Genomic DNA, 23,611 nt, shown 5'->3' with positions numbered 1-23,611 from the left:
TCTCACCTCTGGGAAATCTCAGACGGTGCCTGTCCGTCCTGCCGGTCCTGCTGATCCTGCAGGAACCGCCGGACGTCGGCGGGAGTAGTCACCTCGGCGGCGAGCTCCTGGATGTCAATCGGGTGGTTGGTGATTTTCTCCAGCTGTTCCTTGAGCTGGACGAGCATGATGGAGTCGAAACCGAGGTCCTCGTGGAGGAGGGCGTCGTCGCGTACCTGGTGTGGCGCGCATCCACACAGCTCGGCGACGGCGGCCACCACCGCGGCCCCAAGGGCGTCGGCGGGGGTACGCGGGGTGGATGCCTCGGAGGTGGGCGGGGATGCCGTGGATGCTCGCGGCTGGTCTTCCGGAGTCGGGCTCGTGGTCCAGTAACGGAATTCCGTGGCGAAATCGTACGGTGGAAGGCGGCGCAGCAGCCGAAGCTCAGGAGCGTACAGGGCCGCCCACCGGGGATTGAGCCCGTCCTGGTACAGGCGCGCTACCACGTCCAGCAGCTCTGTCCCCGTGGCCCGGGGGCCGGGGCACGGGCTGAGGACCGCTGCCTGCCCGCCGTCCGCCAGGCGACGCACCAGCGGGCCCAGCACCACGGTAGACCCAACTTCGACCAGATGGGTCGGGTCACGCTGCATGGCCTGCGCGGCGGCGTCGGCGAAGAGCACGGGGCTGCGAATGTGCTCGGTCCAGTAGGAGGCGTCCATGAGTTCGCCGGGAGCGAGTTTCCGGCCGTGCAGAGTGGAGTAGACGTCGCGCTGGGCGGGGTGAAAGGTGCACTGTGCGGCGGCCGACCGGAACTCCTCGAGCACCGGGTCCATCAGTGGGGAATGGAAGGCGTGCGACACTCGCAGCCTCGCGGTGCGGACGCCTTCGCGGTCCAACCGTTCCGCAACTCGTTCCAGCGCGGCGAGTGGACCGGAGCAAACCAAGTCCTGGGGGCCGTTGAAGCCGGCGATAACAGTATCGGGCTCCTCGGCCAGGAGCGACTCAAGGCGGTCCACGGGGCCGCGGACGGCCAGCATTCCTCCGTTTGTGGGAAGTTCCTGCATGAGCCGCGCGCGGACGCACACGAGCCGGGCGGCGTCCGTCAGGTTTAGTGCGCCGGCGAGGACGGCGACGGCGAACTCCCCCACGCTGTGGCCCAGCATCCAGTCCGGTCGGAGTCCGGCATCTTCCAGGGTGCGGCCGAGGGCGTATCCTGCGGCGAGGATCGCCGGTTGGGCGAGACCCGTATCGTGTATATCCGGGTCGTCGGCCAGCATCCGTTGCGAGATCGACTCCCCGAGAACGGGGCCTAGGGCTTCGTCGGCCTCACCGAGCGCCTGGCGGTACGCTGCGCAGCGCCGGTGCAGGGGGGCGGTCATCCCCGGGTACTGGGACCCCTGGCCGCTGAATAGCCAGCCCAGAGACGGGGTGCGTCCAGAGTCTCCGCGGCCCCGTTCGATTGTCTGGCCGATTCGGCCCGCCTCCCGCAGCACGGCGGCCGCCTCAGTGCGGTCGGATGCGACCACGGCGTAGCGCACTCGCCCGGACGCCTTGGTCTGGTTGGTGGTCCAACACAGCTGCCCCAGCTCCCGCTGCCCAGCCAACTCCACCGCGTCGGCGAGTCGGGCGGCGTTGCGCGCCAGCCCCTGGCGATTATTGGCGGACACAGTGATCACCCCATCCGCGGCGTCGTCAGGCACCGTCCCGGTGAGCTGTGCGGGCCCGCGGCCGAGTACAAGGTGGACGTTTGTGCCGCCCAGACCGAAACTGCTGACCCCAACGGCGTCGTCGCCGTGCAGCCTCGTAGGGGCCCGCAGCAGTCTGAGTCCCTTCTCACTCAGCTTGAGCTGTGGGTTCTCGTCTCGGGCGTGACGATGTGGCGGGAGCACTCCACGGTCGATGGCGAGTGCCATCTTGATCAGAGCCGTGATACCGGCCGCGCCCTCGGTGTGCCCGAGGTTGGCCTTCACCGAGCCGACGGCGCAGGGCTTCGCCCGCGCCACGCCGTGGACCTGGCCCAGCGCGGTCGCCTCAATCATGTCCCCAAGTACGGTCCCGGTGCCGTGCGCCTCGACTGCGGCGACGTCGCGGGGGTGGACGTCGGCCCGCCGGTAGGCTTCAGCGATCACCTCCCGCTGTGACCAGCGGCTGGGGGCGGTGACTCCGTTGCTGCGGCCGTCCTGGTTGATTGCGCTGCCCCGGATCACCGCACGTACCGGCAGGCCGTCGGCCAGGGCATCACTGAGCCTGCGCAGCACCACGGCTCCCACGGCCTCACCCCGGACGATGCCGTTGGCGTGCCTGCTGAACGGCTTGCACGCGCCGTCGGGGGCGGAGAGGCCGGCCTGAGTGTAGAAGATGGTCAGCGCGGGGGTAACCATGATGTTGACCCCGCCCACGATGACTTGGTCGCACTCGCCGCCGCGCAGCGCCACGCATGCCTGGTGGACCGCCACGAGTGAGGAGGAGCAGGCCGTATCGACCGCCCAGCTGGGACCCTTGAGGTCCAGGTGGTAGGAGACCTTGTTCGCGATCATGCAGTAGCCGTTGCCAGAGCCCACGTGCGGGGTGATCCGCGCGTAGTCGGTCATGTGCAGATGGGCCCACTCATTGCCCATCACACCGACCAGGACCCCGGTGTTCGTCCCGGCTTGGCTACGCGGGTCGCATCCGGCGTCTTCCAGCGCCCGCCACGCCGCCTGCACCAGCAGCCGTTGTTGGGGATCCATCGCCGCGGCCTCCCGGGGGGAGATACCGAAGAACTCGTGGTCGAAGGCGTCCGCATCCGCGATGAAGCCGCCGGCGACCGTGTTGGCGTGTCCGGGCGAGCCCTCGGGATGATGGAACGCAGCCGCGTCCCATCGGTCGGCGGGGACCTGGTCGATGGCGTCATCGCCGCTTATCAGCAGTTCCCACAGCTCCTCGACGGTTGAGGCTCCCGGGAAGCGGCCGTCGACGCCAACAATGGCGATATCCTCAGCTGACACTCGCCCACCCCTGCGTACCAGTGGTTTTCAGCTCGGCGAGCACGCCTGTGGCCAGCTCCGCCACGGTGGGGTAGTCCCAGGCGAGTGTCGGCTCGACGGGGACACCGAACTCGGACTCGATGTCGCCACACAATGCGAGGGCGTACACCGAGTCCAGCCCGAGGTCGGCCAACGGCGCATCCACGTCGAGCTGGTCGGGCACGAGCTCCAGGTACTCCGAAATCCGCTTGACCAACCACTCCTGCATCTGGAGGGTGCTTGGGGGCGTGGTCATGGTGCCTTGCCTTTCTGCTGGGCTTTCTCTGTGGGATGGTGTGTGTCGGGTTTGGGCCGGGTCACGGACCCACGGTTCCGCGGGACCCACCTGCGCTTCCCGACATGCTGAGCGGGCCGGTGATCGGAATCAGCGAAAGATGGGTTCGGCATCGAGACACATCGATAGTCCTTCCTCGGCGCGTTGAGTGACGTGGCTATATACACGTTCGGCCGTCTTCGCGGGCAGCACGCCGGTGCCGTGGCCCAGGCGTGCGGCAAGGCGCAGCAGAACGGCGTGTACGACCTCCGGGTCTTGTAGGGCCCCCGCTGTCACACCGCGCGCGACCCCCAGACAGGTGGAGACCGCCAGCAGGACGGCATAGCGTTCGGCGAGCCGAAAGGTCTCCGCCCCGGCGAGCGGCCCCCGCTCCACCGGAGGCAGGGCTGTGCACTGCTCCCGCAGTGCCGCGAAGCTATGGGCGAACGCGTCGAGAAGTTCCTTTCTTGCTCGACCCTGCCTGGGCTGCTCCAGGGCTACGGCCAGTGCCGCGGCCAAGGGGTCGGCCGTCCCTGCCGGTATGGCCAGTGCCTCGAACTTCAGGTCGGGCAAGGTATGACGGGAATCGAACAGTGCCGCGGGCGCCTCGATGGGTTGCCACCCGCGCCTGGCCAGCACGGGCAGGTGCGGGATGATCGACAGTAGGCAAGCCGCCCCACCGGCATGTCCCAGGGCGACCAGGGGTATATCTCGGCAGATCTTGCCGAACACCGCATAGGCCCCTTCCCGGAGATAGAACCGGGCGCCGAGGATCTGGGACAGGTCGTACAGCGCGTCCTGGAGCACGCGCGGTACCAGGTACTTCACCGCAGCCGAGGCCACCCCGGCACGTCCGGGGGCCAGGTGCAGCAGACGGGCCGCCGCGGTCCACAGGCAGTCCATGGCCAGCAGATCGGCGAACGCTGCCGCGATGGTGGTGCGCGCATGAGGGAGGTCGCCGACCGTGTGCCCATAGAGTCGCCGCGTCCCGGCGAACCGGGTGACCACGTGCAGGGCGGTGTCCAGCTGTCCGAGCGCGAGCCCCGGCAGGGCGGCCCGGGTGACCTGGAACGCGCGCAGTGCAGTGTGTGCACCGGAACCCTCCGCACCCACAAGACTGTTGTCGGGCACGGCCCAGTCGGAGAACTCCGCGCCGCCCAGCAGACAGCCACGCATCCCGGCTGTTTCGTAACGGGGCAACATCCGAAGCCCGGCAGTGGCGGCCTCGTCCTTGTGCACCCAGAACAGTGAGTGGTCGCGGCTGGCGTTCCCGGTCCCGGTCCGGGCGAACACGAGGAGGCTCCGCGCCCGGTCGATGTTGTTGATGACCTGCTTGCCGCCGTCGAGCCGCCACCGGTCCGTTCGGCGGGCCATCGTCGTGTTCCGCAGAAAATCGTTGCCATGGTCGAGCTCGTGGAAGGCGACCGCCACCTTGTGGCCCTGGGCGAGCTCGCGTGCCATCCGGTGCTGCTGGTCCGAGGACCCCGCCGTCCAGACGTTGACCGCGGCCATCAGGGTGGTGACCCCGTAACCCAAGCCCAGTGCCGCGTCCCGTCGGAATACGGGGCGCAGCCGCCGGACCAGCGTGTCGGTCTGGCGCCAGCGCCCCCCGAGACCGCTGGGGACGAACTCCTCGTTGCATCCCCAGGCGTCCAGCACGTCCTCCGCCGCGGGGAGGGAGCTGTGCTGTTCGTCCGCCTCCAGCAGGCTCCGGAACCCCACAGGGTTGGCGTCGTCGAAAGGATCCCCGAATCGGTGTTCCAGCTGGCTGCCGTCCTGGCCTGGCGTCGGGCCCCTGGCCGGGGTCGTGGCCGTGGCTCCTACGATCATCGGGAGATCCCTTCCGCGGTGCGCTGGGGCAGCAAAGAGGTAGACCAGCCCTCACCCGTCTGGCGGGTCAGGGCGTCGAACAGGGCTTCGTCCACTTGGGGTGAAGGCGGGCACGACACGGCCAGTGCTTCCAGGACGCGACGCAGGGTGGCGTGCAGCCAGTGCGCGTCCTGCCACAGCGGGTCGGACGGTGTCCCGGTGGTGCCTGGTTGGTGGGCTATCCACAGTTCGAGGGCCGCGGCGGCGGCGCAGCATAGGGCGAATTCCTCGGCCACGAGGAAGGTTTCGGCGGCAACCTGATGGCGCGACGGGCGGTGGCCTGTCATCTCCGCGACCACGGCGTGGGTGCGTTCGAGGACGCGGTGTGCCAGTCCGGCGACGGGGGCCAGGGATGGCTGGTGGGCCGCGAGATCGGCTAAGGCCCGCACGGACGTAGGCAGGCTGCCGAGCAGGCTGCTGCCGTGCTGCGCCACGAGGCTGAGGCGTGTCGGGTCGAACGGGGCCGCAGCCGGATCCGGCGCGAGCCGCTCCGCTGCCTCGGGTGTGGCGGGGGCTTCGAGCTGGGCTCGTGCCTTGCGGGCGAGAATCGGGAACTGGTTCACCAGGGCGTGCAGGTTCACCAGGGAGTTGCCGTCGAAGATTGCGACGATGCGATGGTCTCGGTGGAGCTTTTGGAACTGTCCGTCGGCGAAATCCGCAACCAGCTGTGAGCGCGCGCCCAGCAGCTGGCCCAGGGCGTCCAGGGTGGCGTCCGTGCGCCAGGGCACTAGGTACTTAACCACCGCAGAGATGACACTCATCTCCTCAGTGCGGTCGTGGATGGCGCGGGTCCCCACTAGGACGAGGGCCTCGGAGAGCAGGTGGTCGGCATAGGCGTCAAGCAGGGTGCGCCGAGCCTGTGGCAGGTCGAGAAGACGTCGGCCGTACAGTGTGCGTTCTGCCGCGAACCGCATGGCCAGAGCTAGGGCGTGGTCACCGGCCCCCAGGGAGAGGCCGGCGCACAGGGTGCGGGTCAGCTGCAGACTGTGCAGCACGGTCTCCAGCCCTTTGCCGGGCTCTCCAAGCAGGCAGTCGTCGTCCACGTGCGCGGCGTGGAACGTGATGCCACTGATGTCTGCGCCGCGGATGCCGTGCAGACGCACTGCGGGCAGGCACTCGTACGCGGAACTGGACAACTCCTCCTTGTCGACTAGCAGCACGTCGAAACCTCGGGAACCCCCGTCGGGGTGGGTCCGCGTGAGCACGGTCACGTACCTGCCCCGGGTAGCGTTGTTGATGAGCCACTTCTCGCCGGTGATGTGATAGCCCCCTGGTACGGGCGCGGCACGCACCTCGGTGGCGAGTAGGTCACTGCCGTGGTCACGTTCGGTCAGCGCCCAGGAAACGGGATGGCCAGCGAGCACATCCCGTGCCAGTGCCTTGACCCGGGAAGTCGGCTCCACGAGCCACGCGCACACACCCCCTAGGAATGTCTTGCCGTGGGCGATGGCAACTGTGAGGTCGCGGCGGGCAACGGCCCGGATGAGCCGGACCGGCGCCTGGAAGTCGGTGAGCTCCCCACCAAGCCACGCGGGCACGTACTGGTGTTGCATGCCCCAATCGGTGAGCAGGCGGCAGGCGTCGCCGGGAAACAGTTCGGAACGGTCGAGTTCGGCGCTACGCGCGAAGGAAAAGCGGTGGTCGGGGTCGTTCGGGTCACCCAGATGCCTCTCGAGACTCTCGGCGAGCGCGGTCGCATCCCGCATCGCAGATCACCCTCCCTTCAGGATGCCGGTCCGGTGGCCGACACGTTCGCTGCGGCGACCCCGTGCTCGGCACGGGCGGTGTCGACGGCCGGCGGAAGGTTCTCGTGCTGCGCCATGATCCTGCCTTGGAGGAACATGGAGCGCATGGCGTGGCGCTGCACCTTGCCGCTGGTGGTCCGTGGCACGGTCCCGCGGTTGGTGAGGATGACGGCGGGTGAGTGCACGCCGAAGCTCGCCCGCACCGCCACCTTGATCCGCGCGGCGAGCTCCTCCAGCGACACGTCTTTGAGCAACCCTTTCTTGAACTCCTGCACAACGACGATGTACTCGCGGTCGGCGTCCACTGGGAACACGGCCCCGCTTCCCGAGGCGAGCGCCGGATGGAGCTCGCGAACCGTGTACTCGATTTCCTGGGGGTAGAGGTTCCTGCCGTTGATGATGATGAGGTCCTTGAGCCGACCGGTGACGTACAGTTCTCCGTCGACCAGCGCTCCTAGGTCGCCAGTTCGAAGGTACGGTCCGGCGCCGTACGCCGTCTGGGCGCGGAAGACCTTCTCGGACTCCTCGGGTTGCTTCCAGTAGCCCGCCGCGACACTGCCCCCGCGGATCCAGATCTCTCCGACCTGGCCGGGCTCACGTGGGGTGTGGCGCTCCGGGTCTACGATGCGGACATCCAGCGAGCCAGGGCGCCCACAGCCGACGAGGTCGACAGGGTCGCTGGGGTCGTCCTGCTCGGTGGAGGCACGTACCTCGTTGTGTTCCAGGGCGCGGCGATCCGCGGGCAAAACCGTCGCGCGCTGCCCGGTCGGGGTCGTGGTGGCCATGAGTGTCGACTCGGCCATCCCGTAACAGGCGACGAACACATCCGGACGCAGTCCGACCGGGGCGAACCGGTCAGTGAACTTGTGCAGCGTGCTCGACCGCACCGGCTCGGCTCCGTTGAGTGCCGCCGTTAGACAGGACAGGTCGAGCCGATGGTTCTGCGGTTCACTGACCACACGGGAGCACAGTTCGTAGGCAAAGTCGGGAGCGACCGTCAGACTGGCACGCCACTCGCTGATCGCCTCTAGCCAGCGCACGGGTCTGCGCAGAAACGTCGTGGGCGACATGAACACGCAGCTACCCCCGACATAGATCGGGTGCAACAGCATGCCGATCAGCCCCATGTCGTGGAAGTGCGGCAGCCATCCGGCCAGCAGGAGATTGTCGTCCGTACCCACCTGACGACGGATCTCCTCCTCGTTGTGCAGCAGGTTCCCGTGGGTCACCATGACACCTTTGGGGGCGCTGGTGGAGCCGGAGGTGTACTGGAGAAACGCCACTGTATCCGGGGCCACCGTCGTGGGCACGGCCGAGGTGTCGGGGTCATTCCCCGTCTCCCCCACCGCGGCCACCGTGAGGCTCCCGGGTGGCAGGATCGTGTCCAGCTGCCCCCGGGTCGCTGCAGCCATATCGCTGGTCGTGACAATGGTGGAGGCGGATGTGTCCCGCACGATCGCCGCCACTCGCCCTAGGCTGCGCGAATCCTCGGGAACCGGGACGGGGACCGCGGGAATTCCTGCATACAGGCATCCGAAGAAGGCGCGTACGAAGTCCAGGCCGGGGGGAAACAGCAGGATCACCGGGCGGTTGTCGTCCTGGCTGTCCAGGAGGAACTGGGCTGTGCGCCGAGCGTCGTGATCCAGCTCGGCGAAGCTCAGGCGTTCGGGCTCAAGCGCGTTGTTGCGCTCCCTCAGGTAGACGTAGCCACGTTCGTCGCCGTAGCGGCGTACCTGTGCGCGTACGTGCGCAGTGAAACTCTCCTGCATTCCTGTCCTTCCTCCAGGTGAGGGCCGCTGGTCGTCCGACTGCCCCCGGCTGCGTACCACCACGCGGACATCCAACCAACCCTGGCTGCTGCGGACGCAGCCTACTATAAACTGACATTTATATCTTCGTCAATCTGAGTTTATGCTCACTAGGGAGATGGAGGGGCCACTAGAGCGGGGCTTGTCCGGCCGGCCCAACCAGCTGCGAAGCAAGACGCCCTTGAACGTTTGCTCCACCGGGATCAGACGTGGTCCGGGCCCGCAAAAAGGTAGGATTATTCAATCAACTAGGGTTGGCGGATCTGGGGGTAGATGGTGGACGCACCACGTCAAGCGTTCTCGATTGCGGACGCCTTGGATCGCCTGTTCCGCCGTGTCCGCCCGCGCGACGATGCCGAGTACAGCTATGCCGCCGTGGCCGAGGCGATTCGCACCGAGCAGGGTGTTCCCATCTCGCACACCTACATCTGGCAGCTGCGCACGGGACGGCGCAACAACCCCACAATCCAGCACCTCACGGCCTTAGCGACGTTCTTCGGCGTCCCCGTCGCCTATTTCCTCGACGAGGAGGAGCACAAACGGGTCGAAGGCCAGCTCGAACTACTTGTCGCGCTCCGCAACGCCGACGTCGCCCAGATGGCACTCCGTGCCGCCCACCTTTCATCCGATAGCCGCGAGGCGATGGCGTCCATGATCCGCAAGGTCTGGGAGCTCGAACACCCGCAGGAGGCGGACGCGAACCACCAGGAGCAGGGCGGGGAGTCCTAGGTGTATGCGGGTTGGACGTTGGTGACACCGGCGTGTAGGCGCGAGGCTGGAGGTCGACCGCCGGTGCGGCGGGCACCCAGGCGAGCGCGCGGGCCATGCCCGCCTTGCTCGTGGGGAACTCGACCGAATCGACCTGTTGCCCGGTAGCCGTCAGGATCGCCAGGACGTGGGTGCGGGCGTGGGTGTCCACCCCGATGACGAACGGATGGTTGTGCGCGACGATGGTCACGGTGGTCGCAAGCCCTTCCTGCTCCAGGAACACGGTCCCGCCGCCTGCGGCCGGTGCCGGCCTGGGGGAAGTCACTTCGGGGCAGCACTGTGACGGGCCACGACTCAACGGTCGGGCAATCTCCTGATCAGGACACCGAGGTGGGCCAGGGCGGCGCTAGCCGCTCCGACTCCAGGGCGGACAGGTCCATCGAAACGCACCCGGACGGGGCCAGTAGTTGTATGAGTCACGACCTGAGCCGAAGCGACCAACGCCTACACTGACCGGCCAGTCCCAGACCAGCCACCCCAAGACTCACAGTAGTTGTCGTGGATGGTCCAGGTCGCAATTGCCGCTGAGTGTTCGTCCCCTCTGCCGTAGGGCCGGGCGTAGCGGGCCTCTTCGGTCATGATCCGTTGGTAGCGCTCGGCCTTCGGGGATCCGGCCGACCTTCTGCACATCCGCGACCACGTGGCCGGGCCAGTACGCAACCATCCGGCCCGGAGCGCAGTTCGACGCGCCGGCAGGGTAGATGTACCTCTGCCGGGCGAGACCGAGGCGGGCCGCGGACTCAGGGGCAAGCCCGAGAAGCATTCATACAGGCCGGTCTCACCGTAGCGGCGGTACCGGTTCACTCACGTGGAGGCACACCCCAGCGAGATGCCCATCTCAGCGATTACGTGAAAGATCGGGCGGTGTTCAGCGCTCAACGAGACGACGGCGTCCCTCGACGAACAGCGGGCCCTGATCCAGCCCTCTCCACGCGAACGCTTCGCCCCTGGGTGCACCAAGGCCACCGCGCTATGGCGGAGCTGCGCGCCATGGGCTACCCAGGTGGGCCCTCCAGCCTCACACGACCACATCCGCCCCTGTAGAAAGACGCCGCACCGCCACCGCCCCGACCTCAACCAGCTCATCCGCCATGACCAGGGCTTCATCCTGATGATGACCCAGCACCACGGCCATGAACTGGAAAACTGGATGCCACTGCCCGCCCACATTCCGCTTGTCCAGATGCGGCCAAGATCGCAACATCCAGAGTGCAGTCTCTTGCGACCTGCTTCTTTGACAAATTTGATCTTGATTAGTCCATTTCCCTCACTTGCACCTCCATATACAACACCCCTAGAGGCTTATGCAGAACGTAGTTTGAAGAAGTGGAGTGCGCGGACTGCACGAAAGGCAGTGGCGTAGCTGCGAAGTGGCCTCCGATAGTCTGTGAACATGCACCGCCACGTTTTGAAGTGCGCGATCGCTCGTTCGATGACATAGCGAATCTTGTTGATATTCGTGTTAAATTCGTCTTGCCACCCCAGGAGCTCGCCTCCCTGTGGCTTCCGGAACGGCGTTATTGGGCCAACACCGATGTATCCTTTATCGCCGGTGGAGTTGCTTGAGTTCAGGATCGTGTTAAGTCCAGATTCGCCAAAGGCTTTAGCGTCATGTGCACTTCCGGGAGACGGGTCAGACACGTGGAGGAGTTCCCCGAACAGATCGCAGACGAACTGGTGGTTGTGGCCCGTGGTCTTGTGCTTGCCGGAGTAAAGCTCGGGTGCATCCGACCGTGACCAGGAAGGACACAGCGACCCATCGACGACGCCAACCCGCCCGTCAACCTCATCGGCCGGATCAGGAACGAACTCGTGGAGCACATCGGCGATAGGTTCCTCGAGTTCACTAATCGTGCGAGAAATTGTTGCCTGATCGACGAAGAGTAGCTCTGCAATCAGTTCTTCGGTGACGTTCGTCTTGAAGTACATGACAGTGGCTTTTGTCGCCTGCCGAAGGGTGAGGCCTCTTGGTCTTCCGGTGCCCTTGTCCCACAAGATTCGTCGACCAAGACGATCGACAAGTTCGTTGAACTGATCGGACGTCAAACCTGTGCTAGAATTGGTGTGCAATGGCCCCTCCGGGCGGCAAGATTCTTTGGTTGGAACCTTTCCATTATCCCGTAGGGGTCATTGAGGTGATCCCAGCGATTTCTGTGTGAGTCGTCCATGTTCGAAATGGGTGAGGACGAGGGCGGCCTTGGCGATGTCGCCGATCTTGCTGGGGCTGGCTTTGATGTGCTGGAGCAGGCGCCAGCGCTGGGCGAGCAGGGCGAAGCCGCGTTCGCCCAGGCAGCGCAGCCCGCGCTGGAGCCGGTTGAGGGTCAGGGTGTCCTCATCCGGGGGCCGGCTGTCTTGCGGTTGCCTGGCCGGGGTGATGATGCCGATGCCGGCGCCCTGGTAGCCCAGGTCGGCCAGGGTGGGCAGGTCACGGGCGGCGGCGTAGAGCGCGCCCAGGACGTGGGTGCGTGCGGCGGTGAGGTCGTGGACCGAGCCGGGCTCGGCGTCGCTGAGGAACAGTGGGAAGCCTGCCGGGTCCATCAGCCCTTGGAGGTTGGCGCCGTGCAGGCGGGCCTTTCCGGAGTACCAGAGGTCGATCTGTTCGCCGTGGAGGCTCAGGGTCTTGTGCGCGCAGCGGTCGGTGGGGATGACGATGCCGTCCAGCACCAGGTGGGCGGTGCCGCGCTCGCGGGCGGTCTCCAGGGCCTGGTGCAGGTCGGGGGCCTGGTCGGCGAGGACCTCGGTGCCCTCCTGCACGTAGCGGTAGGCGGTGGAGCGCCCGATCCCGGCGTCGCGGGCCAACACCGCCGGGCTGGTGGCGTCGCGGTAGTGGCGCAGCACCACGACGGCCTGGCCAAAGCAGGTCAGGGCGCGGCACGGGGGTGCGGCGGCTTCGCCGCTCGGCGGACAGGAGACGGGACAGGAAGAGAACCGCTTCCCGGGGCACGTCGAGGATGGCACGATAGGTGACCACGTGGAGCCTTTCACGGTAGTCCGGCGGAGCTTGACACCTCGCCTTCTACCTGGGGCTCCACGCCAATGTCAGGGGAACGGACACTCCTCCCGGTTCGACCGAAACGCCCGCTTCGCACCACTGCGACCAGTTCAAATTCTCTGGGATCACCTCATTGCTTTGTCTGGTGAATCCGAAATCTACGTCCACTTCAGCGGGACTTTTGCATAAGCCTCAATGCCTCGGCCAGAACTTCGGAGAACGGTCCCGCCGTTGTGAAGCGTTCCGACTCCCGTTACGCAGATTTGGCCGCGCGGGGCAACAACCGACGGTTCACCGCCCATCCCAAGTCGTTCCAGGTGGTGCACACCACGGCGTAGGTGGGGAACCCCGTCCGCGACGACAGCACAATGGGCGCCTGCGAGTGGAGCCGGCCACCCGACTCGCTGACCTCTACCGTGTGCTCCACTACGGCTGGGGGTAACCCTCCCCGCTGGTGACAGTGCCACCGCGGGAGTCGGCGGACAGGTGCTCGGCGGCGGCTTCGGGGCACTGAGAGTATTGACTGGGTCCACCGTCTCTACCGCGATCTCTACGCGAGAATGGGTGGGGTTCTGGTTCTCGACACGACCAACGATGGCTGTTACCACAGCCTCCCCGACGTTGACATGCTCGGTTCGGCGTGGAACAGCGCGGCGCCGTGGCACCACCTCTTCTACCAGAACAACGATGCGCAGCTTCAGACGGTCACGGCGACCTGGGGCCCGCGAAACGTCTTCCATCGCGCGCTGTCGCTACGCTGCCACACGTAACCGTCCCGGCCCCGCTCCGGCGCCCCATTGGTCTCGCGGTGCTGGCCCCAGAGCATCCAGCACGGCGAAAGTATCCGGATCCGGCCGGCGGATTGGCAAGTCCCCTGAAAACGCCCAGCAGGACTGGTCCGACGCGGACCGGACGTTGGGCATCCCAGGACCACAGCCCCGTAGTGACCCCTCAGCCCCCGGCCATCGAGCCGACCACCAGAAACGGCTCCGCACCGGAGACAACCGGTGCGGGCAGCTCGGTATCCGGAGACTCGTGCGATAGGTCCTCCTCACAGGCGAAGAAGCGGAGGTAAGCCCGACGGTTGCGGGTGGCGTGGTCTCGGATGGTGCCCCGCAGGACCGGATAGTGTTCCTCCAGCGCGTCGAGCACCCTGCGCTGGGTCACGGGCGGCGACACGTGCAGCAGCACCTCGCCGTGCACGCGCGCGAGGGTACGCAGGTGGTACGGCAGCACCACCCGGATCGGGCTGCCGGGACTGCTGGAAGGCGGGGCCGGAGGGGCCGTGGGGTCATAGTCGGTCATTGTGGCTCCCGGGTTCAGCTCAGGGTCTGGACTTCCACCGACAGCACCGGTGGCAGATTGTTGACCACGGATATCCAGCTGTCTCCGGCGTCGGACGAGGCATAGACCTGCCCACCGGTCGTGCCGAAGTACACCCCGCACCGTTCCAGTGTGTCCACGGCCATCGCGTCGCGCAGCACGTTGACGTAGCAGTGCTGCTGGGGCAGGCCTGCCGTGAGCGGTTCCCACTCCGCTCCCCCACTGCGACTGCGGTAGACGCGCAGGCGCCCGTCCGGGGGGTAGTGCAGCGAGTCACTGGTGATGGGCACCACGTAGACCGTGTCCGGATCGTGGCTGTGCACGGCGATCGGGAAACCGAAGTCGGTGGGGAGGTTGCCACTGACCTCGGTCCAGGACTCCGCACCATCGTCGCTGCGCATCACGTCCCAGTGCTTCTGCATGAACAGCACGTCCGGGCGGGAAGGATGCATGGCCAGCCGGTGCACACAGTGCCCCGTCTCGGCGTCCGGATCGGGGATGCCGTCGGTGAGCAGGCCCCGATTGGCGGCCTGCCAGGTCTGACCACTGTCGTCACTACGGAACACGCCCGCCGCGGAGATGGCGGTGTAGATCCGGCCGTTGTCCCGCGGGTCCAGCAGAATCGTGTGCAGGCAGAGCCCGCCGGCTCCGGGCATCCAGCCCGACGCGGTGGCGTGCCGACGCAGTCCGGGAAGTTCCTCCCAGGTCCAACCGCCGTCGGTGGTGCGAAACAGTGCGGCGTCCTCCACCCCGGCGTAGACGGTGTCGGGATCACTGGCGGAGGGTTCGAAGTGCCAGACCCGCGTGAACTCCCAGGGGTGCGGGGTTCCGTCATACCACTGGTGGGTGCCGGTGCTTCCCTGGTAGGTGAAGTCGTTACCGACCGGTTCCCAGCTTGCTCCACCGTCGTCGGAGCGCTGCACCACCTGACCGAACCAGTCCATGGACGGTGCCGCGTAGAGCCGATTCGGGTCGGCGGGACTGGCGGTGAGATGGTAGACCTCCCAGCCGCCGAAGAACGGCCCGGACACGTCCCATTCACGGCGATCCGCATTGGAGCTGAGGACGAACGCGCCTTTGCGCGTGCCCACCAGTACCCGTACTGCGCTCATGTGCCCTCTCCCTGCCTTCGCATGGTTACTGATCACTGGTTTTCCCCGGACAGACCGGCCGGGGAGAGCAGAGTAATCGCCGGGACCCACAATTTGCGGTTCCTTTGCCCGAACGGGGCTCCCCCGCGGATCCGAACCGGCTGTGTCCCGGCCCGCACCGGGACACAGGGGTATCCCGTCCCCGGTGCGGGTGCTCGCAGGGACGGTGCGAGGATGGTGGCACTGTGAGCTCCCCAGTACGCCCCGTGCGCACCGCGCGGTCTGCCATGTTCGCCGCGGTGTGCTGCGGCGTGTCAGGCGTGGGGCACGGGCTGGCCACCGGCACGACGATCCCTGGCCCCGGGCTGTTGTTGGGCTTCGTGCTGCTGCTGGGTGTGGGCCGGGCCATCACGTGTCGGGAACGCGGCTACGCCACGATCCTCGCCTGGATGCTGTGGGGTCAGCTGGTCCTGCACCTGCTGTTCCACCAGGCCCAGGGCTCGCACGGGCACGCCGCCCCACCCGCGGGCGAACCGGCAGTGGCGGAGACGGCCGCTCCGGTGGCCATGGACTCGCCGCTGGCGATGCTGGGCCTGCACATAGGTGCGGCACTGCTCAGTGCCTGGTGGCTGCGCCAGGGTGAAGCCGCGGTGTTCACACTGGCCCGCCTGGTGGCCGCGGCCGCCACCCCCCTCCTTCTCGACCTACGGCGACACCGTCCGGTGCTGCCGGCGCGGGTTCGGATTCCGCTGGGCACACTCGACTCTCCGGCCCTACACGGGGCCGTCCTGGTTGACACCCAGCCCAGCCGCGGCCCCCCACCCAGGTAGCGCCCTTTCGGTTCTGTCCCACACGCCGCCCGGCCCGCTTGCGAGTGGTGGGGCCGCTCGATCAGTGGGGCGCCGCTTCGGGGCCCCACCCCGTGCCCCGGCGGGCCGTTCCCGTGGAGTGGTGCTGCTGGGCGGATGCCGCTTCCGCTCAGCACGTTCCCCTCAGCACAGCCCGGAGCACGCATTCGCGGGACCGTCAGCCGGCGGCGTGGCTTCCACCCCCACATGAGGTGACGCTAGGTGTCTACTACTGTGCACAGTGAAACGAACATGGGGAATCGCTCCCGAGCTGGTGCTGCCGCCCCGCACCATCGTCCGGACCGGCGGCGGGCCGGTCCCAGCGGCCACGACGACCCGACCACCACCGCCCTCGCCCTGGCCGCTGGCGACGGGGATCTCCGCGCCGCCGAATCGTTCGTACAGGCCACCCGGGCCGATGTGCGGCGATTCATCGCCTCCCGAACCCCAGACCGTATGGTCGACGACCTGACCCAGGACACGTTCCTACGGGCCCTATCCGGGATCCGGGGGTTTCAGGGCCGGTGCCCGGCCCGGTCCTGGCTCCTGGCGATCGCCCGGCGGGTCGTGGCCGACCACTACCGGTGCCGTGGCCAGGAACCGGTGGCCAGTGAGGTCGATGTCGCGTCCGGAGTCACACTCGACGAGGAATGCACGCTGCGCGAGCTGGTGGACGGGCTAGCTCCCGAACGCAGACAGGCGTTCCAGCTGACCCGAGTTCTGGGCTACACCTACGCCGAGGCCGCGTCGGTACTGCGGTGCCCGATGGGTACGGTCCGTTCGCGGGTGGCGCGTGCCCGCAGCGACCTCGCCGACGCCATCGTCGGATCGGACCGAGCTGACGGGTGAGACTCGCACTGCCCAGGGCTGTCCCCTGGGCAGTCAGCGCTCCTCGCCCCGTGTGCTGGGGGCCACCCCCACGCCGGAACCGGAGTAATCCCACTCGAACCGCAGGTCCGAGGTTGGCGGGGGTGGCCGGCCGCACGGGTGGGCCTATCCGAGTGACTTTCGGGACAGTCGAGTCAGTCCTCGTGTCCGTCGTGGTCATCGCCGTCGTCGTCACCGTGGTCGTGCGGCTCGGCGGCAGTTTCACCGTCGCCGTCCAGGGAGGCTTCCGCCTCGATCGGGGCGCCGTCCACGGCCCAGGTGGTGTGGTCGTCGGCATTGAGTGTGACCGAGATCGTGTGCTCGCCCTCCCCAAGCCCCTCCTCGGCCGGCAGGTGGAACCAGGGGCCGTACAGCCGGTGCTTATCCTCCCCCACATAGAGGTGAGCGTGCCCCTGGCCACCCACGGCGTCGTCCCCGCTGTGCTGCGGGGTGAACTCGAAGCCGGTCACATCCAGGTGCACGTTCCAGCCGTCATGGGAGTCCGGCTCCACCTCCAACTGGACGTCGGGCGCTTCCTCGGCGGGGATCTCCCGTAGCGGGTGGCCGTCGGGAGCCGTCTCGGACAGCAGCTCGCCGGCGGATTGTTCTCGCTGCTCTTCGGGGGCGCCGTTCGCTGTGGTGTCCTGCCCCTCCGCCTCGGGCTCGGTTCCACAAGCGGCCACGATCAGGCCCACGCTCATCGCCGCCGCTACGGGCAGTCCGTGTCGCGCATTCCGGGTCATGGCACATTCCCTTCTGGGTTCGACGAGGTGTGCATCCGAGGTGTCGTGGCCGAAGGGCGGAAAGTTCCCAGCGGATCGCCGCACGAGCCGCGACGGGTGGCAGGCCGCCTTGGCGGGTGGCGTTCAGTTCCCGGGGAACACGGCAGTGTGGAAGAGGTGGGCCGCCAGAGCAAGGCCGGCTAGACCGATCGCGATCCGCAGGGGCCGTTCGGGCAGCCGCCGCACGAGGGCAGGACCGGTCCACGCGCCCAACAGACAGCCCAGGCCCAGCGCAATGGCCGCCGCCCAGTCCACGGGGGCGAGTATCGCGTAGGTGGTGGCAGCGGTGACGTTGGCGGCACCGGCCGCCACGTTCTTCACGGCATTGGTCACCGGGAGGGGTTCACTGGCCGCCACAGACAGCACGGCGAGCATCATGATGCCTGCGGCCGCTCCAAAATAGCCGCCGTAGACACCGACGAGTAGCACGGCGACCGCCAGGGGCAGGGGCAGCGACACCGGTGTCGCTGCGCGCAGCCGCAGCCGGGTGGCCAGGCCGTCCAGATGGTCGCGGGCCAGCAGCACGAGCGCGCCAAGGGCGATCAGCCAGGGAACGATCAGCTCGAATGCCTCCGGAGGCGTGTTGAGTAGCAATGCGGCGCCCAATCCCCCACCAGCCACCGTGAGCACACACAGGCGCCGCAGCCGGGGCCACTGCCCGCGCAGTTCGGCGCGGGAACCGGCGACCGCGCCCGCTGTGGTGGAGAACAGAGCGACAGTGTTGGTGACGTTGGCCGTGATCGGAGGCAGCCCTGTGGCCAGCAACGCGGGATAACTGACGAGGGAGGCCAAGCCGGCGATGGTTGCGGCGAGTCCCGCAGCGACGCCCGCTCCGAACAGCAACGCAGCCGGAAGGATCGCATCCACGAACTATCGCACCGTCCCACGGCCCGCCGGAGACAGCGCCGGAGGGGACACCCACGGTTCCCAACCGCCACCACTGACGCTGGGACCGAGCGAACCACCACGCGGTCGACGGTCTGGTAACGGCAGCACGACTCCCCAATCTGTGTTGGCCAGCCTGGGACGAGCCGTCGGGCAGCCTAGCAAGGTCGTCCGACGCCCGAGCGGGCCGGGATCTGCCCTAATCCTGGCCCGCTCCGCGGGTCCGCTGCGGCCCGTACCGGCCACTGCGGGCACAGCCGGCAACGTTGCGTTCGCGCTCAGACCAGAAGGCTGAGCACGAGGGCGATTCCGAAACCGATAGTTCCGATCAGGGTCACCATCACCGTCCAGGTCTTCAGGGTGGTCGCGGTGTCCATACCGAAGAAGCGGCCCACCAGCCAGAACCCGGAGTCGTTGACATGGGAGAGGACCGTGGAACCGCAGGCGATCGCGATGACGATCAGCGCGAGGTCCAGGTCGCTCAGGCCCGTGCTGGCCGCGACCGTGGAGGACATGATCCCGGCGGTGGTGGTCAGGGCGACGGTGGCCGACCCCTGGGCAACCCGCAGGCAGGCCGCGATGCCGAAGGCTGCGACCACGAGCGGAAACCCGGTCCCGTCCAGCCCCGCGGCCAGGGCCGCGCCGACACCGCTGGCTTGCAGGACCGCGCCGAACATGCCACCCGCTCCGGTGATGAGAATGATCGCGCAGACCGGGGCGAGTGCCCCGTTGACGATCTCCTCGATCTCGGCGCGGCTGCGTCGCCGATAGCCCAGCGTGGGCATAGCGATCAGGACGGTCGTCAGAAGAGCGATGGGGGTCTGTCCGAGCATGGTCAGTGTCTGAGCCCAGGGCTGTTCGCCGTCGATTATCCCGGCGGTGTCCAGGGTGTCGACTCCGGTATTGCCGAAGATCAGCAGCATCGGCAGCAGCAGCAGGCCCAGTACCGTGCCGACGTGCGGCGGGTTGTGCTGTTGCTGGGGCTCACCGCCAAGGATGTCGGTGGGCACGGGCAGTTGGATTCGACCGCCGATAACGAGGCCGTAGAGGTAGCTGCCGAGGTACCAGGTGGGGACGGCGATCACCAGCCCGACGAGCAGGACGGTCCCCATATCGGCGTCGAGGAGGTCGGCCGCGGCCACGGGGCCGGGATGTGGGGGCACGAAAGCGTGCATCGTGGCGAAAGCACCGGCCGCCGGCAGAGCGTAGAGCAGTACGGAACCACCAAAGCGGCGAGCGACGCTGAATATGACGGGGAGTAGGACGATCAGACCCGCGTCGAAGAAGATCGGAAACCCAAACAGCAGCGATGCCACCCCTAGCGCCATGGGGGCCCGGCGTTCCCCGAACCGCGTGAGCAGGGTGTCCGCGAGTACGCGGGCGCCGCCAGTGACGTCAAGGAGGCGGCCCAGCATGACGCCGAGACCAACGAGGAGAGCGACATTCGCGAGGGTGCCGCCGAAGCCCTCCACCATCGTGGGAACGATCTCGTCCAGGGGAATCTGCGTGGCCAGGGCGACGGCGAAGCTGACCAACACGAGGGCGACAAAGGCGTGCAGCTTCACCCGGATGATGAGCACGAGCAGGACGGCCACGGCGGCCGCCGCGATCAACAGCAGCGGCCCGGTGCCGTAGGCAGGTTCGACAGTGGCTGTCTCCACGGGAGGTCTCCCTCCGGGGTGGTAGCGGAAACGCGGGTGGAGCCCGCGCAGGATGACGTTTCCGCAGACTCTGGCTCAATGGTGATACCAATGTAAATCCCATGGCTCCCACAGTTGCCAGCTCGTTACATTCGCCCCACAACACGAGTCCTGGTCAGCCGTGGGGCGTCCCGTCCGAGACGCTGTGGTCCAGGTGGTCCAGCGCGGCCACCACCTCGGCACAGATCCCGCGCATCGCCGACTCGGCCACCTGTGGGAGCCCGTCGCGCACCGCGGTGGCAACGTGGCTGTGCAGTCGTAGCGCCTCGCGCCGCGGATGGGCGGGCATCAGGTGGTGCTCGGCACGCCCCGCGAGGACCTCGGCCACCACATCGGCAAGACCCGCGAACATCTCGTTTCCGGACTGCTCCAGCACGAGCCGGTGGAACTCGATGTCGTGATGCATGAACGCGTCCAGCTCACCGCGTTGCCCCAGATCCTGCATCATCTCGCTCAGTTCCAGGAGGCGTTCACGCTGGGCCGGCTCGGCCCGGAGTGCGGCGGCCGCGGCAGCGGGCGGCTCCACGGCCGCACGCAGTTCGGTCAGGGAACGCAGCTGGGCACTGCGCTCGTCTCCGGCCAGCCGCCAGCGGATGAGCTGGGGGTCAAAGACACTCCACTGCGTGGTGTCCAGCACCGTGACCCCCACGCGAGGACGACTGCTGACCAGCCGCATGGACTGGAGGACCCGCACGGCCTCCCGTGCCACGGTGCGGGAAACGCCGTAGTCGCGCTCCAGTCCCTCCAAGGTGAGGACGTGACCGGGCGGATAGGCTCCGGCCACGATCGCCGGGCCCACATGGGCCAACACCCGGTTGTGCAGGGTGCTCTGGTCACGGCTGCGAGCCATGGCTGTCTTCCTCACGCGTCGCGGGCACGGCTCCCAGAGACTAACCTGTACACATTGATATCACTATTGAATCGACGCTGATTCGACGGCGAGGGGAGCGCGCATGCACCTCGTGATCATGGGGGTTTCCGGATCGGGCAAGACCACGGTGGCGCGCCTGGTGGCGCAGCGGGCAGAACTGTCCTACGCGGAGGCCGACCAATTCCACACCCCCACCAGCATCGCCAAGATGTCCCAGGGCACCCCCCTGACCGACGAGGATCGCCTCCCCTGGCTGCACCGACTCGCCGCCTGGATCAGTGACCACCAACGCCACGACATGGCGACGGTGCTCGCCTGTTCCGCCCTGCGGCGCCACTACCGCGACATTCTGCGCTCGGCGGCTCCAGACGTACGGTTCGTCCACCTGACCGGCCACCGGAGCACCCTCGCCCGGCGGCTGGAGCAGCGCCGAGACCACTTCATGCCGGCGGGGCTCTTGGACTCCCAACTCGACACGCTGGAAGAGTTGGAGCCCGACGAGCCTGGGTATGTTCTGGACGTTGCCCACCCTGCGGAGGAGTTGGCCGAGACCGCCCTGCACCATGCTGGGCTCGGCAGCGGCACCACCTCATCCACCCACCGCCCAGCTCACTGACCCGACGTCTCGGGACGCCCGGACCCCTACCCCGCTCTCGCAGCACTGCCGGTGACTGCTGGAGACTGCAAGCTGTCCCACAAATTCGACGTACAGGGACTTCCCGGACAGTACCTAACTGTGTTCGGATATACCTGGGAAGGTGTCCCACACCACAGTCAATCGTCGGGAGACAGCTATGGCACAACGCGACATTGCGGCCGAGCGGGCCAGTGTGAACACCGAGATCGCCGGACAGACCCTCGTGGACTGGCTACGTCGGGCCGCCGAGGACTACGGAGAGCTCCCCGCCCTCTCCGACCGGATCGAAGGTAGCGAAACCGGCTCCGAAGCGGAATGGTCCACACACACCTGGGCCCAGTACCGTCAGGCCGCTCTCGACACCGCCGCCGCATTCGTCGCTACCGGACTCCAACCCGGCGAGGTGGCCGCGTTGATGCTGTCCAACCGCTCGGAGCACGTGATCGCCGACACCGGCACCGTACATGCCGGCGGAGTGCCACTCACGGTGTACGCCACCTTCTCACCGGAGCAGATTGACTTCGTCGTCCAGGACTGCCAGGCCAGCGTGGCCGTGTTGGAGGGGGCGGCGGAGCTCCAGCGCTGGAGCCAGGCCCTGGCCAACAACCCGCGTCTACACACCGTGGTCCTCCTGGATCCCACGGCAGTACCCGCCTCCGTTGAGGAGGGGCGCCGCTATGTTTCCTGGGCGGACTTCATCGCCGAGGGCGCCCGCGCCTATGCTGCCGATCCTGCTGCGGTGACCGCCCGGATGGAGGCGATCCGCCCCGAGGATCCCGCCACGCTGCTGTACACCTCCGGCACCACCGGGAACCCCAAGGGCGTATTCGAGACGCATCACCAGATCCTGTTCCAGTGCACGATCTCGCTTCGTGCCAACAACACCCCCGCGCACGCGATCACCCTGTGCTACCTACCCTTGGCCCACATCGCCGAACGGGTGCTGAGCATCTACATGCCGCTCAAGGTGGTCGGGCACCTGCACTTCTGTCCGGACCTGACGCGGCTGGGCGAGTTCCTGGGACTGGTCCGGCCCCACGGACTGTTCGGGGTGCCCCGAGTGTGGGAGAAGATGCAGGCGCGGCTCACCGCAGCGTTGGAGGCCGCGCCGGAGGAACAGCGCACCGCCATCCAGCAGGCCTCCGAGGTCGCGCGTCGCTACCTGGAGCAGGGACAGTACGGCCGCAGCCCCGATGCCGAGCTCTCGGCCAAGTTCGCCGAGGTCGATGCCCAGGTGCTGGCGCCGATCCGTGCGCTGATCGGTCTGGATCGTGCGGAGTTCTGCCTCACCGCGGCCGCACCGATGCCGGAAGACACCGTGCGGTTCTTCGCTGGGCTGGGGCTGCTGGTGCGCGACCTCTACGGGATGACCGAGAACTGCGGTGCGGTGACGATCAACCGGCCCGAAGCGTATCGGCTGGGTAGTGTCGGCCCCCCGTCCGAGGGGATCGAAGTCCGTATCGCCGATGACGGCGAAATCCTGGTGCGCGGCCCGATCAACGTCTCCGGCTACCACAACCGACCCGAGGACTCGGCTGCGCTGGTGGACGACGACGGCTGGCTGCACACCGGGGACGTCGGCCACCTGGACGAGGACAACTTCCTGTACGTGATGGATCGCAAGAAGGAGCTAATCGTCACCGCAGGTGGGGAAAACATCGCTCCGGCCGCGATCGAGAGCCGCCTGAAAGAGCACCCGCTCGTGGGGCAGGCCCTGGCCTACGGCGACAACCGCCCCTACCCGGTGGCACTACTAACCCTGGACTCCGAGGTGCTGCCGGGCTGGGCCGCCGAGCACGGCCTGGACGGACTCGACCTGGCCCAGCTGGCCGAGCATCCCACGGTCCTGGCGGAAATCGGCCGTGCGGTGGAACACGCCAACAGTGGGCTCGCCCGGGTCCAGCAGGTCAAGCGCTGGCGGTTGCTGTCCGACGAGTGGAGTGTGGACACCGAGGAGCTGACTCCGTCGCTGAAACTGAAGCGTCGGGTGATCCACCGCAAATTCGCGGATGTGCTCGACGCCCTGTACGACGACTGAGGGAGGCCCACACCCGCGGTGCCGCGGTACCGCCGTGCGATTCTCCCGCCCTGACCTGCCGGAAACGGCGGCACCGGCACACGTGTGAACCTGTGACGAACACGGGTCGCTGTGTCCGCCACAGGCGAT

At 67.5% G+C, this 23,611-nt stretch carries 18 protein-coding genes and 2 pseudogenes; 5 read left to right on the top strand and 15 right to left on the bottom strand.

Features of this window, described 5'->3' with window-relative positions; genetic code table 11:
* Positions 1–2: 2 nt before the first annotated feature.
* The 5 genes from RIF23_RS11400 to RIF23_RS11380 form a co-directional block, all read right to left on the bottom strand.
* The gene (locus RIF23_RS11400) at positions 3–2,966 is read right to left on the bottom strand and encodes a type I polyketide synthase (protein ID WP_310912464.1); all 2,964 of its coding nucleotides are present in this window, start codon (positions 2,964–2,966) and stop codon (positions 3–5) included.
* Entirely contained in the window at positions 2,956–3,240 is a 285-nt protein-coding gene (locus tag RIF23_RS11395; RefSeq protein ID WP_310912463.1) for an acyl carrier protein, read from the bottom strand. The genes RIF23_RS11400 and RIF23_RS11395 overlap by 11 nt, the downstream gene beginning before the upstream one ends.
* Before the next feature lie 129 nt (positions 3,241–3,369).
* Positions 3,370–5,088, bottom strand: coding sequence for an acyl-CoA dehydrogenase (locus RIF23_RS11390; RefSeq protein WP_310912462.1), 1,719 nt, complete (start codon positions 5,086–5,088; stop codon positions 3,370–3,372).
* Positions 5,085–6,833, bottom strand: a complete 1,749-nt coding sequence (locus RIF23_RS11385) for an acyl-CoA dehydrogenase family protein (protein WP_310912461.1) — start codon at positions 6,831–6,833, stop codon at positions 5,085–5,087. The genes RIF23_RS11390 and RIF23_RS11385 overlap by 4 nt, the downstream gene beginning before the upstream one ends.
* A 17-nt stretch (positions 6,834–6,850) precedes the next feature.
* Positions 6,851–8,641 carry a fatty acyl-AMP ligase gene (locus RIF23_RS11380; RefSeq protein WP_310912460.1) on the bottom strand — a complete coding sequence of 597 codons (1,791 nt, stop codon included), beginning with the start codon at positions 8,639–8,641 and terminating at the stop codon, positions 6,851–6,853.
* A 312-nt stretch (positions 8,642–8,953) separates the two neighbouring features.
* Here RIF23_RS11380 and RIF23_RS11375 point away from each other — a divergent pair, with 312 nt between their 5' ends.
* On the top strand, positions 8,954–9,409 hold the full coding sequence (locus RIF23_RS11375) for a helix-turn-helix domain-containing protein (protein ID WP_310912962.1): 456 nt from the start codon (positions 8,954–8,956) through the stop codon (positions 9,407–9,409).
* A 637-nt stretch (positions 9,410–10,046) separates the two neighbouring features.
* Here the strand turns inward: RIF23_RS11375 and RIF23_RS11365 are convergent.
* The 6 genes and pseudogenes from RIF23_RS11365 to RIF23_RS11340 form a co-directional block, all read right to left on the bottom strand.
* Positions 10,047–10,370, bottom strand: a pseudogene (locus tag RIF23_RS11365) (hypothetical protein); the annotation flags it as partial.
* A 96-nt stretch (positions 10,371–10,466) separates the two neighbouring features.
* A complete protein-coding gene (locus RIF23_RS11360; RefSeq protein ID WP_310912459.1) occupies positions 10,467–10,652 on the bottom strand; it encodes a hypothetical protein in 186 nt (61 codons plus the stop codon).
* A 98-nt stretch (positions 10,653–10,750) separates the two neighbouring features.
* Positions 10,751–11,377, bottom strand: a complete 627-nt coding sequence (locus RIF23_RS11355; RefSeq protein WP_310912458.1) for a transposase family protein — start codon at positions 11,375–11,377, stop codon at positions 10,751–10,753.
* A gap of 198 nt (positions 11,378–11,575) precedes the next feature.
* Positions 11,576–12,419 (bottom strand): annotated as a pseudogene (locus RIF23_RS11350) (transposase family protein).
* 972 nt (positions 12,420–13,391) lie between these two features.
* Entirely contained in the window at positions 13,392–13,745 is a 354-nt protein-coding gene (locus RIF23_RS11345; RefSeq protein ID WP_310912457.1) for a MoaD/ThiS family protein, read from the bottom strand.
* A gap of 14 nt (positions 13,746–13,759) precedes the next feature.
* Positions 13,760–14,875, bottom strand: coding sequence for a WD40/YVTN/BNR-like repeat-containing protein (locus tag RIF23_RS11340; RefSeq protein WP_310912456.1), 1,116 nt, complete (start codon positions 14,873–14,875; stop codon positions 13,760–13,762).
* Between the two features lie 224 nt (positions 14,876–15,099).
* Between RIF23_RS11340 and RIF23_RS11335 the strand changes: the two genes are divergently transcribed.
* Both RIF23_RS11335 and RIF23_RS11330 read left to right on the top strand, forming a co-directional pair.
* Positions 15,100–15,684, top strand: coding sequence for a hypothetical protein (locus RIF23_RS11335; RefSeq protein WP_310912455.1), 585 nt, complete (start codon positions 15,100–15,102; stop codon positions 15,682–15,684).
* Between the two features lie 252 nt (positions 15,685–15,936).
* On the top strand, positions 15,937–16,551 hold the full coding sequence (locus tag RIF23_RS11330; protein ID WP_310912454.1) for a sigma-70 family RNA polymerase sigma factor: 615 nt from the start codon (positions 15,937–15,939) through the stop codon (positions 16,549–16,551).
* 173 nt (positions 16,552–16,724) lie between these two features.
* On the opposite strand, the gene RIF23_RS11325 is transcribed toward RIF23_RS11330, so the two are convergent.
* The 4 genes from RIF23_RS11325 to RIF23_RS11310 form a co-directional block, all read right to left on the bottom strand.
* Complete coding sequence (locus RIF23_RS11325; RefSeq protein WP_310912453.1) at positions 16,725–17,312, bottom strand: hypothetical protein; 588 nt, start codon at positions 17,310–17,312, stop codon at positions 16,725–16,727.
* Positions 17,313–17,435: 123 nt separating this feature from the next.
* The gene (locus RIF23_RS11320) at positions 17,436–18,218 is read right to left on the bottom strand and encodes a sulfite exporter TauE/SafE family protein (protein ID WP_310912452.1); all 783 of its coding nucleotides are present in this window, start codon (positions 18,216–18,218) and stop codon (positions 17,436–17,438) included.
* A gap of 296 nt (positions 18,219–18,514) precedes the next feature.
* Entirely contained in the window at positions 18,515–19,897 is a 1,383-nt protein-coding gene (locus RIF23_RS11315; protein ID WP_310912451.1) for a GntP family permease, read from the bottom strand.
* A gap of 154 nt (positions 19,898–20,051) precedes the next feature.
* Positions 20,052–20,786, bottom strand: coding sequence for a FadR/GntR family transcriptional regulator (locus RIF23_RS11310; RefSeq protein WP_310912450.1), 735 nt, complete (start codon positions 20,784–20,786; stop codon positions 20,052–20,054).
* Between the two features lie 103 nt (positions 20,787–20,889).
* Between RIF23_RS11310 and RIF23_RS11305 the strand changes: the two genes are divergently transcribed.
* Together RIF23_RS11305 and RIF23_RS11300 are read left to right on the top strand one after the other, a co-directional pair.
* Positions 20,890–21,423, top strand: coding sequence for a gluconokinase (locus RIF23_RS11305; protein ID WP_310912449.1), 534 nt, complete (start codon positions 20,890–20,892; stop codon positions 21,421–21,423).
* 178 nt (positions 21,424–21,601) lie between these two features.
* Complete coding sequence (locus tag RIF23_RS11300; RefSeq protein ID WP_310912448.1) at positions 21,602–23,482, top strand: AMP-dependent synthetase/ligase; 1,881 nt, start codon at positions 21,602–21,604, stop codon at positions 23,480–23,482.
* Positions 23,483–23,611: the final 129 nt, after the last annotated feature.

The sequence above is a fragment of the Lipingzhangella rawalii genome, assembly GCF_031628175.1.
GTDB lineage: Bacteria > Actinomycetota > Actinomycetes > Streptosporangiales > Streptosporangiaceae > Lipingzhangella_A > Lipingzhangella_A rawalii.
The sequence above is the reverse complement of the archived record's forward strand: the minus strand, read 5'-3'. Positions and strand labels throughout refer to the sequence as shown.

Coding starts and splice junctions, on each gene's coding strand:
- RIF23_RS11395 (WP_310912463.1), bottom strand. CDS start 3,240: ATGACCACGCCCCCAAGCACCCTCCAGATGCAGGAGTGGTTGGTCAAG.
- RIF23_RS11390 (WP_310912462.1), bottom strand. CDS start 5,088: ATGATCGTAGGAGCCACGGCCACGACCCCGGCCAGGGGCCCGACGCCA.
- RIF23_RS11385 (WP_310912461.1), bottom strand. CDS start 6,833: ATGCGGGATGCGACCGCGCTCGCCGAGAGTCTCGAGAGGCATCTGGGT.
- RIF23_RS11380 (WP_310912460.1), bottom strand. CDS start 8,641: ATGCAGGAGAGTTTCACTGCGCACGTACGCGCACAGGTACGCCGCTAC.
- RIF23_RS11375 (WP_310912962.1), top strand. CDS start 8,954: ATGGTGGACGCACCACGTCAAGCGTTCTCGATTGCGGACGCCTTGGAT.
- RIF23_RS11360 (WP_310912459.1), bottom strand. CDS start 10,652: ATGTTGCGATCTTGGCCGCATCTGGACAAGCGGAATGTGGGCGGGCAG.
- RIF23_RS11355 (WP_310912458.1), bottom strand. CDS start 11,377: ATGTACTTCAAGACGAACGTCACCGAAGAACTGATTGCAGAGCTACTC.
- RIF23_RS11345 (WP_310912457.1), bottom strand. CDS start 13,745: ATGACCGACTATGACCCCACGGCCCCTCCGGCCCCGCCTTCCAGCAGT.
- RIF23_RS11340 (WP_310912456.1), bottom strand. CDS start 14,875: ATGAGCGCAGTACGGGTACTGGTGGGCACGCGCAAAGGCGCGTTCGTC.
- RIF23_RS11325 (WP_310912453.1), bottom strand. CDS start 17,312: ATGACCCGGAATGCGCGACACGGACTGCCCGTAGCGGCGGCGATGAGC.
- RIF23_RS11310 (WP_310912450.1), bottom strand. CDS start 20,786: ATGGCTCGCAGCCGTGACCAGAGCACCCTGCACAACCGGGTGTTGGCC.
- RIF23_RS11305 (WP_310912449.1), top strand. CDS start 20,890: ATGCACCTCGTGATCATGGGGGTTTCCGGATCGGGCAAGACCACGGTG.
- RIF23_RS11300 (WP_310912448.1), top strand. CDS start 21,602: ATGGCACAACGCGACATTGCGGCCGAGCGGGCCAGTGTGAACACCGAG.